The 14495-nt window shown below is 44.6% G+C and carries 8 protein-coding genes; 3 read left to right on the top strand and 5 right to left on the bottom strand.

The window, feature by feature from the left end:
• Nucleotides 1-659: 659 nt before the first annotated feature.
• The 4 genes from MTF70_RS02680 to hemL form a co-directional block, all read right to left on the bottom strand.
• Complete coding sequence (locus tag MTF70_RS02680; protein WP_005380036.1) at nucleotides 660-4046, bottom strand: response regulator; 3387 nt, start codon at nucleotides 4044-4046, stop codon at nucleotides 660-662.
• 226 nt (nucleotides 4047-4272) lie between these two features.
• A complete protein-coding gene (gene rsmC, locus MTF70_RS02675) occupies nucleotides 4273-5298 on the bottom strand; it encodes a 16S rRNA (guanine(1207)-N(2))-methyltransferase RsmC (protein WP_205461137.1) in 1026 nt (341 codons plus the stop codon).
• Between the two features lie 76 nt (nucleotides 5299-5374).
• A complete protein-coding gene (locus MTF70_RS02670; protein ID WP_005386541.1) occupies nucleotides 5375-6460 on the bottom strand; it encodes an AI-2E family transporter in 1086 nt (361 codons plus the stop codon).
• 345 nt (nucleotides 6461-6805) lie between these two features.
• Complete coding sequence (gene hemL, locus MTF70_RS02665) at nucleotides 6806-8101, bottom strand: glutamate-1-semialdehyde 2,1-aminomutase (RefSeq protein ID WP_005380032.1); 1296 nt, start codon at nucleotides 8099-8101, stop codon at nucleotides 6806-6808.
• A gap of 246 nt (nucleotides 8102-8347) precedes the next feature.
• Between hemL and erpA the strand changes: the two genes are divergently transcribed.
• The 3 genes from erpA to vmeK all read left to right on the top strand — a co-directional run bounded on the left by erpA (nucleotide 8348) and on the right by vmeK (nucleotide 13024).
• Nucleotides 8348-8689, top strand: coding sequence for an iron-sulfur cluster insertion protein ErpA (gene erpA / locus MTF70_RS02660; RefSeq protein WP_005380031.1), 342 nt, complete (start codon nucleotides 8348-8350; stop codon nucleotides 8687-8689).
• 105 nt (nucleotides 8690-8794) lie between these two features.
• The gene (locus MTF70_RS02655) at nucleotides 8795-9910 is read left to right on the top strand and encodes an efflux RND transporter periplasmic adaptor subunit (RefSeq protein ID WP_054574824.1); all 1116 of its coding nucleotides are present in this window, start codon (nucleotides 8795-8797) and stop codon (nucleotides 9908-9910) included.
• 9 nt (nucleotides 9911-9919) lie between these two features.
• Nucleotides 9920-13024, top strand: a complete 3105-nt coding sequence (gene vmeK, locus MTF70_RS02650; RefSeq protein ID WP_054730006.1) for a multidrug efflux RND transporter permease subunit VmeK — start codon at nucleotides 9920-9922, stop codon at nucleotides 13022-13024.
• Between the two features lie 65 nt (nucleotides 13025-13089).
• On the opposite strand, the gene MTF70_RS02645 is transcribed toward vmeK, so the two are convergent.
• Complete coding sequence (locus tag MTF70_RS02645) at nucleotides 13090-14382, bottom strand: peptidoglycan DD-metalloendopeptidase family protein (protein ID WP_033905576.1); 1293 nt, start codon at nucleotides 14380-14382, stop codon at nucleotides 13090-13092.
• Nucleotides 14383-14495 lie beyond the last annotated feature (113 nt).

Genomic DNA, 14495 nt, shown 5'->3' with positions numbered 1-14495 from the left:
AGAGTGGCCTGTAGGCCTTAGGCAGGAGTAAGAAAACACCTTATCCATAAAATAATCAAACTTGATTCCCGTTAAAAACGTTAAAATCTCTGAGCTCTCCGTTATAAACGTTATTTTGGCTAATTTTAACCAGCATTGGGCCAAAAAATAAACGTTGATATGCGTCGCAGTTTATATCCTTGTTAATAATGAGTGTTGGTGATTACTAACCTGTTGGTCCTTTTTAAATATACGTTTCCTGCTTGGTTTCTAGGTTCGGAGATCTCGCTCACATGCAGAAATGGTGTTAATTAATCAGCTAAAAATTAATCTGCCGTTCTGTTGTGATTAAGTTCGCAATCTCTATCAATAGTTCGTCAAAATCCGCTTGTTATCTGAAAAATGGCCTTTTTTATCGACAGTTTTCTTCCGTTTGTTGTCCTTTTTTTATTGTATGAATGAAGTTTTTCGATTGCTCGAACTTACCTAGTTAAGACAAGTTAAATGGATAAGGTCGTACGTTTTGAATACCAACAATAGATAGCGTTGTCTAACCGAATGTTCGTTATTGGAAATATGTTAACGGGGTAGGAAGAGGCGGTCTCTTTTATCTCTAGGAAGGGAATACTCGAATAACAAAAAAGCCCAGCATGCACGCTGGGCTAGTTTTTTGATAAATATTAGCTGGTCAATAGTCGCTGTAGTTTATCTCGTTGTGCTTCTATGTATGCTCTCTCGGGGCTCTGTTCTTTGCAGTGTTCGAGAATGAACTCTATCGAGCTTAGCACCGTTCTCCAACGTGGTGTTTTGGGTAATGTTTCTATACGCATGTATTTATCTAAAGTGCGTGTTTGCAAAGTACTACGGTCTAGATAAACGCGCCACAAGCCACTTTGCTCTGCAAATGCGAACTTACTTTCACCCGTTACAGATTCCCAATACTCTAAAGCATGTGTCATTGCGTCTACTAGAACTTCTCGCATAAGTTCTTGCTTGTCCTTTTTATTACCGAGTGCTTTGTCTGCAAGGCGCGTAAATTCTCCGCCAAGCTCTTTTAGCTTTTGCAATTGGTCTTTGTCACCATCAAATGCATAACTTGAAAGCACTTCTACGGCGGTTTCTAGATTATGTATGCGAGCGGCACTGGCTCCACCGCCGACATTAAAGATGTACATGATATCTAACCCTGAACCTTCAGGGAGCTTAAGAATGTCTGCTTCGATGTTCTGACGAATATCTTCAATATAGATATCAATCTTGCCACAGTAATGAGGTTGTTTGACGGTCAGATATTTAGGGGCAATCAGCTCATCAGCAGATGAGCGCTTTAGCTGTTCTAAGCTGCGCTTGAATAGCTTACAAGCAGCTTCGTTAGCAAAGCGAATACGCTTGTCTTCACGTAGACAGATGATAGCTTCAGGAGCCGATTCTAGCTGTTCCAACAAACGACCTTGAGTCTCAAGTAAGCTTGCTTCAACGACTGCACGCTGTCTAAGTTCAGACTCTAGCACTTTGTTTTCCATATGGCGCATTTCTGCTTTACTTGCCGTTAAATGCGCTTGGATACGTGCCGCCAACTCTTGTTTATTAAATGGTTTCGATAAATAGTCGTTGGCTCCTGCCTCAAAACCTCTTACACGATCTTCTGTTTGACTGAGTGCGGTGAGCATAATGATTGGCAACTCGGCATGATCATAGGTTTCACGTAGTTCACTACAAACTTGGTAGCCGCTCATGCCTGGCATCATGATATCCAATAACAGAAGTTCCGGCTTCTCTTGCTCGACGAGCGCTAACGTTTCTGGCCCATCGGAGACGGTACGCACACGATAGCCCTCTAAACGTAAAAAGCTTTCAAGCACGCGTAAGTTTACTGGTTCATCGTCAGCAACATACAGTAACGGGCCGTCTGGGTTCTCTGGAAGTGATAAGTCTTCACTGTTCTCTACATTAACTTCAGGGATTTGGAAGTGTCCGTGCGCAGCTAGAGTCTGGGTTGCTTGGATTTCTTCTTCACTGGCGAGCGGTAAAGTGAAACTGAAGGTAGTTCCGACCATTGGTTGGCTACTGACGTATAACGAGCCTCCCATTAATTCGATCAATTGACGGCTAATGGAGAGCCCAAGTCCTGCACCTTGACGATAACGGCTCGCGTCTTGCCCTGCTTGGATGAGTGGTTCAAAAATATGTTCAAGTTGTTCTGCGGGAATTCCTTGTCCAGTATCCACGACTTGTACGCGTACATGATCATCTACCACATTAGCGGAGATAACAATTTTACCTTCTGAGGTGTATTTAATCGCATTGCCAATCAGGTTATATAGCACTTGTTCAAGGCGTTGCGGGTCAGCTGACACTGCTTTTAAATCCGCAGGGACTTGGTTGATGATGCGGATGGTTTTACTTCCAAGTAAATGGCTAGAAAGCTCTAAAACCAATCGTGTTGCACTGCCCAAACTCACTGCTGATTTCTGGATATCCATGCTTCCATAACGCATTTTATGATAATCCAACAAGTCATCGACTAGATTAGCGAGACGCTGACCACTTTTAATGATGATATCAAGCTGATATTTCTGGCTAGCGGGGATCGCGCCATTGGCGCCGGACGCTAAGGTTTCAGCAATCCCGACCATGCCGTGTAACGGTGTACGAAGTTCATGAGAAGTCGTGGCTAAGAACTCATCTTTTAATTTATCGGCCAATTGCAGTTCTTCATTCTGTTTCTGAATGATCTGTATGTTGCTTTCTAGTTCTTCATTTTGCTTCTTAATGGTTTGAATCTTCTCTCGAATAGAGCGTTGCATTCGTTCAAAGCTTAACGCAAGCCGACCAATTTCATCTTTACGAACCGTATTAAAAGATGTGTCATCAAGATCCCCTGCAGAGACCTTTTCGGCAACCCAAGTCAATTTCAGCAACGGAGAAGTGATAAAGTTTGATAAATAGTGAGAAGCGATCACCACAAGGATAATGGCGATCAACATAGCGATAACGAATAGTTTTTCGAGTTGATGGATACGAGCGAAAGCTTCGTTTTCTGGTAACTGTACGACGAGCGCCCAAATCACACCACGAGTTTCAATCGGTGCATAAGCCGCGATGATCTCTTCACCTAAACCGTTTGTGTAAGTGCCGACACCAAATGCACCAGAGAGTGCTTTATCGATCACTTCTAAACTGTTCTTAATGTCGTCTTGTTTCGTGTTAATTGTGCGAGGTTGGTGATCATTTCCAACCAGCAAGGTGTTAATTGATGACTCTCGGTTGGCGTCTGCGGCTAACTTAGTGATGCCATTATTTGGCAAGCGGAACATGGCATAGCTGTGTAGATAACCTTGCTGAACAATTGGTGCACCTAGCCAAGCGACTGATTTCCCCCCTTCCAGCTCGAAGTCAGACACAATCACAGGAGTGTAGTCTTCGTTTACTTTTCGACGTTCAGTCACATCATCGGCGAGACGCTTGAAAGTTTTGCCAAGTGCCGAGTCTTTGTAGGGGCCTGATAACAAGTTCGTTCCGTAGTTATCGTCTTTGTTGATCGAGTAGGTGACGTTACCATTGATGTCGACCAGCAAAATGTCATTAAAATCAGAGCGCTTGAGGAGCTCCAAGTAGGCCCAATGATAGCGTTTATGCAAAAGTCGGTAACGTTCACTTCCTACATAGTTGGATGACTCGGGTAACGTTGAGGTTTTGATTTGGTCTCCGCTGCCCTCGATGTAGCGCTGTTGGGCGTTTTTACGAGACTCTTCAATATCATTGCCTAAACGACTAAAAGCATTGACGAGACCGTAGAATCGGCCACCACTGGCGTAAGCCAACTCTGAGCGCACAAAGCCCATGACTTCGGTTTCTCGTGCCTCAAAGTAGTCGATGATTTGCTGCTGTTTTGTATCTCGAACAGACAGTAAGTGTGAGGTGCTTTGTTCTTGCAGATCTTTACTGTGGGACTGCAAGAAAAAGATCGCAGTAATGGTAAGAGGTGTGATACTGAGCACCAGAAATGCGGTCATCAGTGTACTCTGAAGGCGCTTAAATTTCTGTTTTTTGTAGAATTTAAACATGGATAAGATTACAACTCATAATGGGCAGTTCTAAAACATACTTCGCTGCCGAGGTTCTCGTTAAAAACGGATAAGATGTTCAACTAGATAGAATTAACAAAATTAACGAGTTTTTTTTCTTTGACAAGAAAGTTAGTTGTAAAGCGTGCAGGGTGACGCAGTTTTTCTTATGAGTGTTGAATTTATGAGAAAAAATCGCGCAGGTTTGTGCCTGCGCGGAGGGAAGTTATGATTTTTTCGCGTAGTAGATAGAAAATTTATTGGTCTTATTTAGCGTCTCGCAATTATTAAACGCCCGCTCGATAATTGGTGGGTATTTTAAGAAGCTATTCGCGACAATCACCATTTCGCCGTCTTTGGTTAAATATTGTGGTGCCTGACCCAACAAGGTTTCCGCTGCGTTGTAATTTGTGTCTAAACCACTGTGGAATGGCGGGTTGCTGACGATAAAGCGGTAGTCTTTTGCGGTATCCGAGTATATATCTGATGCAAATACGCGTCCGGATAAACCATTCGCTTCTAATGTGGCTTGGCTAGAAGTGATCGCATAAGCATTAATGTCACACATCTCAATCGCGATCTCTGGATTCGCTTTCGCCATAAACGCACCGAGCACACCTGCACCACAACCAAAGTCGAGCACTTTGCCCGACAGCTTAGGTAAGGTTTCAAGCAGCAATCGGCTACCTAAGTCGAATTCGCCATGGCTGAATACGCCAGGTAGGCTCTTAACCGCTAGCGACTGCTCACCGAGCGTAACAGTGTAAGACTTAAACCAATCTGTTTGGTTGAAAGGTTTGGGTTCATTGAGGCAATTACCCCAGTAAAATGAGCAGCGACGAGCAGAGTCGTACTTGTTCACAGGGCCGTATTCTTGGAACATCTTCTCGATGCTCTTGATGCCGGAGCGGTTTTCACCAACGATGACGATTTCGGTGTTAATGCCCAGTTTCGCCATCAACATCGCCAGCAAGTATTCTGCTTCGGCTTTTGCTTTTGGCCAGTATAAAAGGACCATGTCTGCTTTTGTTTCAACATCAAACACAGAGCCAAAATGACTTTTCACTTTGTCAGAGGTTTGAATTTGGCGGTAGTAGCTATAGTTGGAAGTAAACACTTCAACAGACTCACAATGAGCTACTAACTCAAGAGGAAATAGGTCTTCAACTTCACCAGCGACTAAAACGTGTTTTCCGTTGAAGTATTCAAGTTGGCGCTGAGCTATTTGGCTAGGAGCGATATAAGCAGACATAAATTTGGTTCATCAGAAATAATTTGGGGCAGATTTTCGCACAATCTGCCCCAAGCTTGAAGTGATTAAGCGGTGACTAGCTGTTGTCTTGTTGGTTAAGGAAGTCTTTGAATTCTTCCTCGTAGATATTAAACAGTACCATGGTCACGGCAAAAATAAGTGGGCCGTAGATAAGACCAATCAAACCAAACAGATGCAGACCACCCAGTAATGAGAAGAAAATCATAAGGGTATTCATGCCGGCGCTGCCTTGCATTAGCAACGGGCGCAATAGGTTATCTATAGAGCCAACGACAACTACACTCCACACCGTCAAAAAGATAGCCCAAGTCATATCGCCTGTTAAGAACAAGTACGCTGCTGCAGGAATCCAGATTAGCGCGGTTCCTACCACTGGAATGAATGATGCAAAGCCCATCATCGTTCCCCAAAATAGCCCAGGGAAGCCGGCGAGCCACATACCGATGCCGCCAGCCAAACCTTGAGCAATCGCCGTCATGAATGAGCCCATTACGGCTGATTTAGAAACTTGCTCTATCTCTGTCAATATGCGGTCTTCTTGGCTACGTGAGAGTGGCAGGATATGACGAATCGCAGAGATAATTTTGTCGTGGTCACGAAGCAGAAAAAACAGCACAAACAGCATTAGGAAGAAGTTCATTAGGAAGTTGGTTGCGTCTCCTAAAATCTTTGCGCTGATAGCGACTAAGTTAGAGCCAAACGATGTGGCAAATTGACCAATTTTCTCAGCAATGGCTTTGGGCTCGATTTTATCAAAAGGTAAGTACTCATTAACAATCGCTAAGCCTTTGATAACGAAAGGATGTTGGAATATATCTTGGATACCACCATTGGTAACCCAATTATATGTATTTTGTGAGAAAACAGAGCCTTGCTGAACAATGGCGGCAAACACAAATAAAAGCGGGATAACAATAATAAACGTCAAGACGACACATGACAGCAGTGCCGCCATATTGGGGTGCTTGGGAATTTTCTGCTCAAACCATTCGTGTATCGGAAACATGAGCAAAGAAATGATAAAAGCCATCACAATTGAATTGATATATGGCTCAACCAATAAGTAGCAAGCAAAAGCAGCGGCGAGTAAAGCAACCATTAGTACTCGGTGACTCGACGTTATTTTTACATTATTTGGCATGGTATTAGTCCAACTTACAGGTGACGTTTACGGTTTATGCCTTCAATGATGGCGTGTAACCTTTATTACTTTGCACTCTTAACTCTTTCAAGCTTATGACAATGCCGAATTAGAGCAGGGCGATGTACCTTGCTATAATGACTACAAATCAGTCGGTTATCAATCAAGAGATGAGCTATGGGTTGTTGCAACGGTGATAAAAAGTGTCAAACTGAGAAAAAAGCTAAGCGAATACCGTGGTTTGGCATTGTCGTTGGGGTATTAGCGATATTGGTTATTTTGAATTGGCAATAAAAAAGGACCGTTACGGTCCTTTTCTAAATGCGTTATCGCCGTTTTTAGCGATTATTTCGCTTCTTCTGCAAGAACAGCAAAACAGCGGTCAGCCGCTTCTAGTGTGGCATCAATCTCTTTTGAACCATGAGCGAGTGAAGTAAAGCTCGCTTCAAACGCAGATGGCGCAAGGTAGACACCGTGTTTTAGCATTAAGTGGAAGAAACGCTTGAAGCGTTCTACATCGCACTTCGTTACGTCTTCGTAGCAAGTTACTTTTTCCTGGTCAGTGAAGAAGAAGCCGAACATACCGCCCACTTGGTTAACAACTAGCGGAATACCGTGTTTTTCTGCTAGAGACTTAAAGCCTTCAGCAAGTTGTTTCGTTTTAGAAGCTAGGCGCTTTTCGTTGCCTTCTTCTTTTAGAAGGTTCAAACATGCGTAGCCTGCTGCCATTGCGACAGGGTTACCGGAAAGGGTACCAGCTTGGTAAACTGGGCCTGTAGGTGCAACGTATTGCATCACTTCTTTACGGCCACCGAAAGCACCTACTGGCATACCGCCACCAATCACTTTACCCAGTGTCGTTAGGTCGGGTTTGATGTTGTAGTGTGCTTGCGCGCCGCCTAGAGCAACACGGAAGCCTGTCATTACTTCATCAAAAATTAGTAGCGCGCCTTCTTGATCACAGATTTCACGTAGCCCTTCGTGGAAGCCTTCCACTGGTGGAATACAGTTCATGTTGCCTGCTACTGGCTCAACGATGATACAAGCAATTTCGCCTTTGTTAGCAGCAAATAGCTCGCGTACAGAATCTAGGTCGTTGAATGTTGCTGTTAGCGTGTGCTTAGCAAAATCTGCAGGAACGCCAGGAGAGCTTGGTTGGCCTAGAGTTAGTGCTCCAGAACCTGCTTTTACTAGCAAGCTGTCAGCGTGGCCGTGGTAACAACCTTCAAATTTCATGATCTTGTCGCGACCGGTGAAGCCACGTGCAAGGCGAATCGCGCTCATAGTAGCTTCAGTACCAGAACTTACCATGCGGATTTGCTCCATTGATGGAACAAGCTCAGAAACTAATTCTGCCATCGCGATTTCAAGCTCTGTTGGCGCACCGAAGCTAAGACCGCGTTGCGCTGCATCAATTACTGCTTCGCGGATAACCGCGTGGTTGTGGCCAAGAATCATTGGACCCCAAGAGCCAACGTAATCAATATACGCTTTACCATCGGCATCAAAAATCAGTGGACCGTCTGCTCGTTCGATAAATAGCGGAGAGCCGCCAACGCCGTTGAATGCACGAACTGGTGAATTGACACCGCCAGGGATGGTTTGCTGAGCTTTTTGATACAGCTCTGATGATTTGGTCATGGGGTTATCCTCTTTTGATTGCTCGGACCAAGTGGAGCGCATTGTACCTAGCTATAATCAAGTTAGAAACGTTTTGCTTAATTTATGTGTTGTTTCGCAGTGTAATCTTATATATCCGCATCTGTTATAAAGAATCGGCGGCGAATACTTGAACGAGTTTGTCAGGTATTGGATAATCGTCTCAATTAGCACAAATTTGACGTCTTGCTTCAGGCTTGACGCATTACACGAGTGAGAGAGGTCTTCGTGAGCGAAGTAAACGTACCATTATCTTTTTCTGACGCAGCAGCATCTCGCGTTAAAGCATTGATTGCTGAAGAAGAAAACCCAGCATTGAAACTGCGCGTATACATTACTGGCGGCGGCTGCAGCGGCTTCCAATACGGCTTTACTTTTGATGAAAATGTAAACGAAGGCGATACGACAATCGTAAACAGTGGTGTAACACTGGTTGTAGACCCTATGAGTCTGCAATATCTCGTTGGCGGTATTGTTGACTACACAGAAGGGTTGGAAGGAGCGCGCTTCTTCGTAAATAATCCAAATGCAACGACAACATGTGGTTGTGGTGCATCGTTCAGTGTGTAATTAACACCTAACAGGCAGCTAATGGCTGCCTGTGCTTTATGTAGAAGGATGTCACGTAAAGCGCACGCTCGCAGATATGCAGAGAAATAATAAAAAGGACTTTATATGTCTGGACTTTCTTTTGGACGCCGAATTGTCGAGCGCCCTTGGCTAGTATCTCTTATCCTCGTCTTACTTCTTGTTGCATGGCTAACCATCGGCCAACTCAAAGCACAGGATGATCATCCTAACTCTTCAACATCCACGAACACAACACCACTTGCAAAGGTGATGTTTGATACTTTTCTTGCCGAACCTACCAGTAAAACCATTGAATTGTATGGACGAACAGCGCCCAATCGTCAAGCGCGTCTTGGCGCCGAAGTTGCCGGTAAAATAGTCAGTCTTAACATAAAGAAAGGCCAAGCGGTCAAACAGGGACAAGTGATCGCAAACATCGATAAGCGCGACCTTGGCATTCAACTTAAACGGGCCCAGGCGATGCTGTTGGTTAAAGAGAAAGAGTTTAATGCAGCTAAATCGCTAAAAAGTCGTGGACTGCAAGGTGAGGTTGCATTTGCGACAGCGCAAGCAGCGTTGGTAGATGCACGTGCGAATTTGAGTAACGTGCAAACGGCTTTAAGAAATACTGAGGTTAAAGCGCCATTTGATGGCATCGTAGATCACCACTTTGTTGAGTTAGGTGATTTTGTCGGGATTGGCGATCCTATTGCGACGGTCATTGATTTGGATACTTTAGTGATTGAAGCCGATGTCAGTGAACGGCATATACAATACCTTAAGGAAGGCCTAGAAGCCGACGTAAGAACCATTAACCAACAGCATCATCAAGGTCGTGTGCGCTACATTGGACGTGTTTCTTCTGCTTCTACTAATACATTTCCAATTGAAATCGAAATTGATAATCAAGACGCAAGAATTCCTGCCGGTATGAGCGCAGAAGTACAGCTGCCTTTGAGTGAAGTGTTGGCAGTAAAGATTACGGCTGCCATGTTAGCACTAGATGAAGAAGGTAACTTAGGTGTCAAGACACTGCGTAATGAGTATGTTGAGTTTGTTCCAATTCAACTCGTTAAGGCCGAGGATGATGGTGTGTGGCTCTCTGGGTTAGGAGAGCGTGCAGACATTATCGTGCTGGGACAAGGTTTTGTGCGAGATGGTGATCAAGTACTGGCCAATAAAGTTGATGACGTAGTTATTGAAGCGGCTAATGAGCAGTAAGGAGCACCTATGTACACTCTGATTGATGCTGCGTTATCTCGCGCTCGCACTATGCTGACATTGTTGGTGATGATATTAATTGCTGGTGTCATTACTTACGTCACAATCCCCAAGGAATCGAGCCCTGATATTACCATTCCGATCATTTATGTTTCTGTTGGACATCAAGGCATTTCTCCTGTCGATGCCGAACGTTTATTAGTTCGGCCAATAGAGCAAGAGCTGCGTTCAATTGAAGGCGTAAAAGAGATGACCTCTGTGGCATCAGAAGGTCATGCTTCGGTGACGCTGGAATTTAGTGTCGGAGTGGATCTTGATAAAGCGATGACAGATGTGCGTGATGCGGTTGATCTTGCAAAGCCAAAATTACCAGAGGACAGTGATGAGCCAACGGTAAATGAAGTCACGTTTGCATCTGAAGAGCCTGTTTTAACTGTTGTTCTATATGGCACCGTACCAGAGCGGACCATTGTACAGATTGCCAGAACGCTACGTGATCGTTTGGAGAGTTTCCGTCAGGTTCTTGAAGTTGAAATCGCAGGGGATCGCGAAGACATCGTGGAGATAGTTGTCGATCCGCTATTGATGGAAAGCTACGGTCTCGATCAAGCGGATATCTATAATTTAATTGCCTTGAATAACCGAGTTGTGGCTGCGGGGTTTGTCGATACTGGGTATGGACGCTTTTCGGTAAAAGTCCCATCGGTTTTTGATTCACTGAAAGATGTGCTTGAACTACCGATCAAGGTGAATGGCAAAGAGGTGATCACTTTTGGCGATGTGGCGACAGTACGGCGTGCATTTCGCGATCCTGAAAGTTTTGCTCGTTTAGATGGCGAATCTGCCATCGTTTTGGACGTAAAAAAACGGGCAGGGGAAAACATCATTGAAACGGTTGAGCTGGTAAAAGAAATACTGGCTCAGGGACAGAAGCGCGCCGAGTGGCCCGACAATTTGCAAGTTAAATACACTTGGGATCAATCCGACGATGTCAAATTGATGCTCAGTGATCTACAAAACAATATCTTATCCGCAATTATCCTCGTAGTTATCGTCATTATTGCCATATTGGGGGTTAGGACCGCGCTTCTCGTGGGGATTTCTATTCCAGGATCGTTCTTGACTGGGTTGTTGGTGTTATCGGTATTTGGGCTGACGGTCAATATCGTCGTACTGTTTGCTTTAATTATGGCAGTAGGCATGTTGGTGGATGGTGCCATTGTGGTGACAGAGTTTGCAGATCGGCGCATGCAAGAAGGAACGCCACGTAAAGAAGCCTATCGAGATGCCGCAAAGCGAATGGCCTGGCCTATTACCGCATCCACAGCAACCACATTGGCTGCGTTTGCTCCGTTACTTTTCTGGCCAGACATCACTGGTGAGTTCATGAAGTACTTACCACTTACTTTAATTGCTACTTTGGCCGCTTCTCTGATGATGGCTTTATTGTTCGTTCCTGTCATCGGTGGGATCATTGGCAAGCCTCAAGTAGTCAATCAGAAAGCTCAGCGAGAAATGGTTGAGCTGCATAACGGCAACTTTGAAAAAGCGACAGGCATTACCAAGCTTTATTACCAGACTCTGTCGGTAGCGATTCGTCATCCATGGAAAGTCTTACTCAGCGCGATACTGCTAGCGGCAGGTGTCGGCTTCACTTACAACAAAGCTGGCTTGGGTGCAGAGTTTTTCCCTGAAGTGGACCCTGCCTTTTTTACCGTTAAAGTTCGTTCTTATGGTGACTTGTCAATTCACGAAAAAGATGTTGTTATGCGCGAAATCGAGAAGGTGATGCTCGGTCATGACGAGTTTGAAAGTGTCTACACGCGCACAGGATCGAGCGATAATGGGGACGAGATTGGCCAGATTCAAATAACGCCTGTGGATTGGCAGTATCGACGCAAAGTGAAAACCATTATTGAGGAACTAAAAGAGACGACAGACCGCTTTTATGGTGTTGAACTTGAGTATAAATTCCCGGACGCAGGACCGCCTGTCGAGCATGATCTCGTGATTGAAGTGTCATCACGAAATTTGAGTGTTAGTGCGTTAGATGAAGCAGCCAAAAAAGTACGACATTGGGCTGATGGTAATCCTGCACTGACCAACTTGAGTGATACCACTAATAAGGAAGGGATTGATTGGCAAATTGATATCCAGCGAGATGACGCCTCTCGCTTTGCAGCGGATGCTACTTTAGTCGGGAATACCGTCCAGTTTGTTACGAACGGCTTGAAAATAGGCGATTATTTGCCCGATGATGCGGATGAAGAAGTCGATATTTTGGTGCGCTATCCGCAAGATAAGCGCGACATAGGTCGATTTGATCAACTGAGAGTGAAAACGGCAGCTGGTCTGGTACCGATTACGAATTTTGCTCAAATCAAACCAGATCATAAGCAAGACACTATTCGTCGGGTCGACGGTCATCGAGTTATCAATATTAAAGCGGATATGGTGGAAGGTTACAATTTGGCGCTTGAGTTACCTAAGATTGCCGCTGGAATGGAACAGCTCGACTTACCGGAAGGCATTGAATATAAGATTCGGGGTCAAAATGAAGAGCAGGAAAACTCATCAGCATTCTTGCAAAATGCTTTTATTGTCGCGCTTGGTGTGATGGCTTTGATTTTAATTACGCAGTTTAATAGCTTTTATCAAGCTTTCTTAATCCTTAGTGCAGTGCTGTTTTCTACCGTTGGTGTCTTCGCCGGGTTACTTATTTTCCAAAAGCCATTTGGCATCATTATGTCGGGAATTGGAGTGATTGCGTTGGCTGGTATCGTGGTAAACAACAACATTGTTTTAATCGATACTTATAATCAGATGCGTAAACGTGGCTTAGAAAAATCTGAGGCTATTTTGCGTACGGGTGTGCAGCGTTTAAGACCCGTTTTACTTACGACGGTGACCACCATATTAGGCTTATTGCCAATGGTGTTAGAAATGAACATCGACTTAGTTAATCAGAAAGTGGAGTTTGGCGCACCAAGCACTCAATGGTGGTCTCAGCTTGCGACCGCTGTCGCGGGTGGTTTGGCGTTTGCGACTTTGCTAACGTTAGTTCTGACACCGTGTTTGCTTATGCTCGGGAGAGAGCATCACTCCGAACAGTAAGCTTTATCGTGATGATATCGACAAAACAAAAAGGGCAGCGAAGCTGCCCTTTTCAATACCTTGCCTTACTTCATTGCTAGCAGTTTGCTGTAGCGTTCAAGCTTGTCCATGCTAACTTTCGCGTTTGCCATGAAAGTTTGTCTCGCTTTTCCTGTCAGGGATTTAGATTGTGGCAAATTCACCGTGCGCGGGTTTTTATGGACACCATTCACAAGGAACTCATAGTGCAGGTGAGGGCCAGTTACACGGCCAGTTCCGCCAAGCGTACCGATGGTTTGGCCTTGCTTAACGCGTTGACCAGCTCGTACAGTACGTTTGGTTAAGTGCAGGTACTTGGTAATGTAAGTATTACTATGTTTAATGAAAACGTAGTTACCATTAAATTTGTTGTAAGACGATTTTTGAACGACACCATCACCAGCCGCCCAAATCGGGGTGCCCACTGGTGCTGCATAGTCCGTGCCTCTATGAGGACGAACGCGTCCCGTCACTGGATGTAAGCGGCGTGGGTTGAAGTTAGACGAAACTCGACGGAAATCCAACGGCGCGCGTAAGAATGCTTTTTTCATTGCACGCCCATTTTCGTCGTAATACTTGCCACTTTTCTGATCCAATATTGCGGTAAAGGTATCGCCTTGGTTTTTAAAGATCGCAGCAATGATTTTTCCACGGCCGATTACTTCTCCTTCTACCACTTCCTCTTGGTAAAGTACTCGGAAGCTATCGTTTTTACGAATATCTAAAGCAAAGTCGATGTCCCAACCAAATATGCCAGCCAGTTCCATGATTTGGTTACCATTTAATCCAGAAGATATTCCTGCATTCCAAAAGTTTGATTTGATGGTGGCTTCTGCGTAGTTGTACTGGAAGTCGACTTCTTTCTTATCAACTTCAGAAACGTACTTGCCGTCTTTTAATGTGATACGAAAAGTCTCGAACGCGCTTAGTGTCCTTCTTAGCTGCACCAAGTCGTTATTTTCGTCAAAGCCAAATTGCAATCGGTCACCAGGTCGAAGCCGAGTTAACTGTTTTTCTACTTCTTTGTCTGATGACACCAGTTCATGTAATAGACGAGCAGAAAGCCCTACGCGACTAAATAAGATGGCAGCACTCTCGCCATTTTTTACCTTGTATGTCTCCCAGCGCAGCACGGCGGGAACCGCAGGCGATGAACTATTTAGTGCACTGAGTTCGAGGGAAACTGGCACAGGATAATGTTGACCAACTTTTAATCGGCTCTGCTGCGGGTCTAGGTCTTGCGGATCAGGTAAAAAGAAGAGCGCGAAGATAATCAGCGCACTAAAAAAACCGATCAATACTTTGTGCAAGAGTGGAAGTCGGACAAAAATCGAATGCATGAGGTACTTGATTGCTAAATTAAACGGAAAAAGTGACAACTACCTAGTCTAACGTGTTTCAAAATGCATCGCTATTCAAGTAATATGTTCAGCTATTATATTTTTGCCAAATC

The organism is Vibrio sp. 2CM40D, from assembly GCF_023161825.1.
Lineage (GTDB): Bacteria > Pseudomonadota > Gammaproteobacteria > Enterobacterales > Vibrionaceae > Vibrio > Vibrio alginolyticus.
Note: the sequence above shows the minus strand (reverse complement) of the source record. Positions and strands in the feature narration are given on the sequence as shown.

Coding starts and splice junctions, on each gene's coding strand:
- MTF70_RS02655 (WP_054574824.1), top strand. CDS start 8,795: ATGTCTGGACTTTCTTTTGGACGCCGAATTGTCGAGCGCCCTTGGCTA.
- MTF70_RS02645 (WP_033905576.1), bottom strand. CDS start 14,382: ATGCATTCGATTTTTGTCCGACTTCCACTCTTGCACAAAGTATTGATC.
- vmeK (WP_054730006.1), top strand. CDS start 9,920: ATGTACACTCTGATTGATGCTGCGTTATCTCGCGCTCGCACTATGCTG.
- rsmC (WP_205461137.1), bottom strand. CDS start 5,298: ATGTCTGCTTATATCGCTCCTAGCCAAATAGCTCAGCGCCAACTTGAA.
- hemL (WP_005380032.1), bottom strand. CDS start 8,101: ATGACCAAATCATCAGAGCTGTATCAAAAAGCTCAGCAAACCATCCCT.
- MTF70_RS02670 (WP_005386541.1), bottom strand. CDS start 6,460: ATGCCAAATAATGTAAAAATAACGTCGAGTCACCGAGTACTAATGGTT.
- MTF70_RS02680 (WP_005380036.1), bottom strand. CDS start 4,046: ATGTTTAAATTCTACAAAAAACAGAAATTTAAGCGCCTTCAGAGTACA.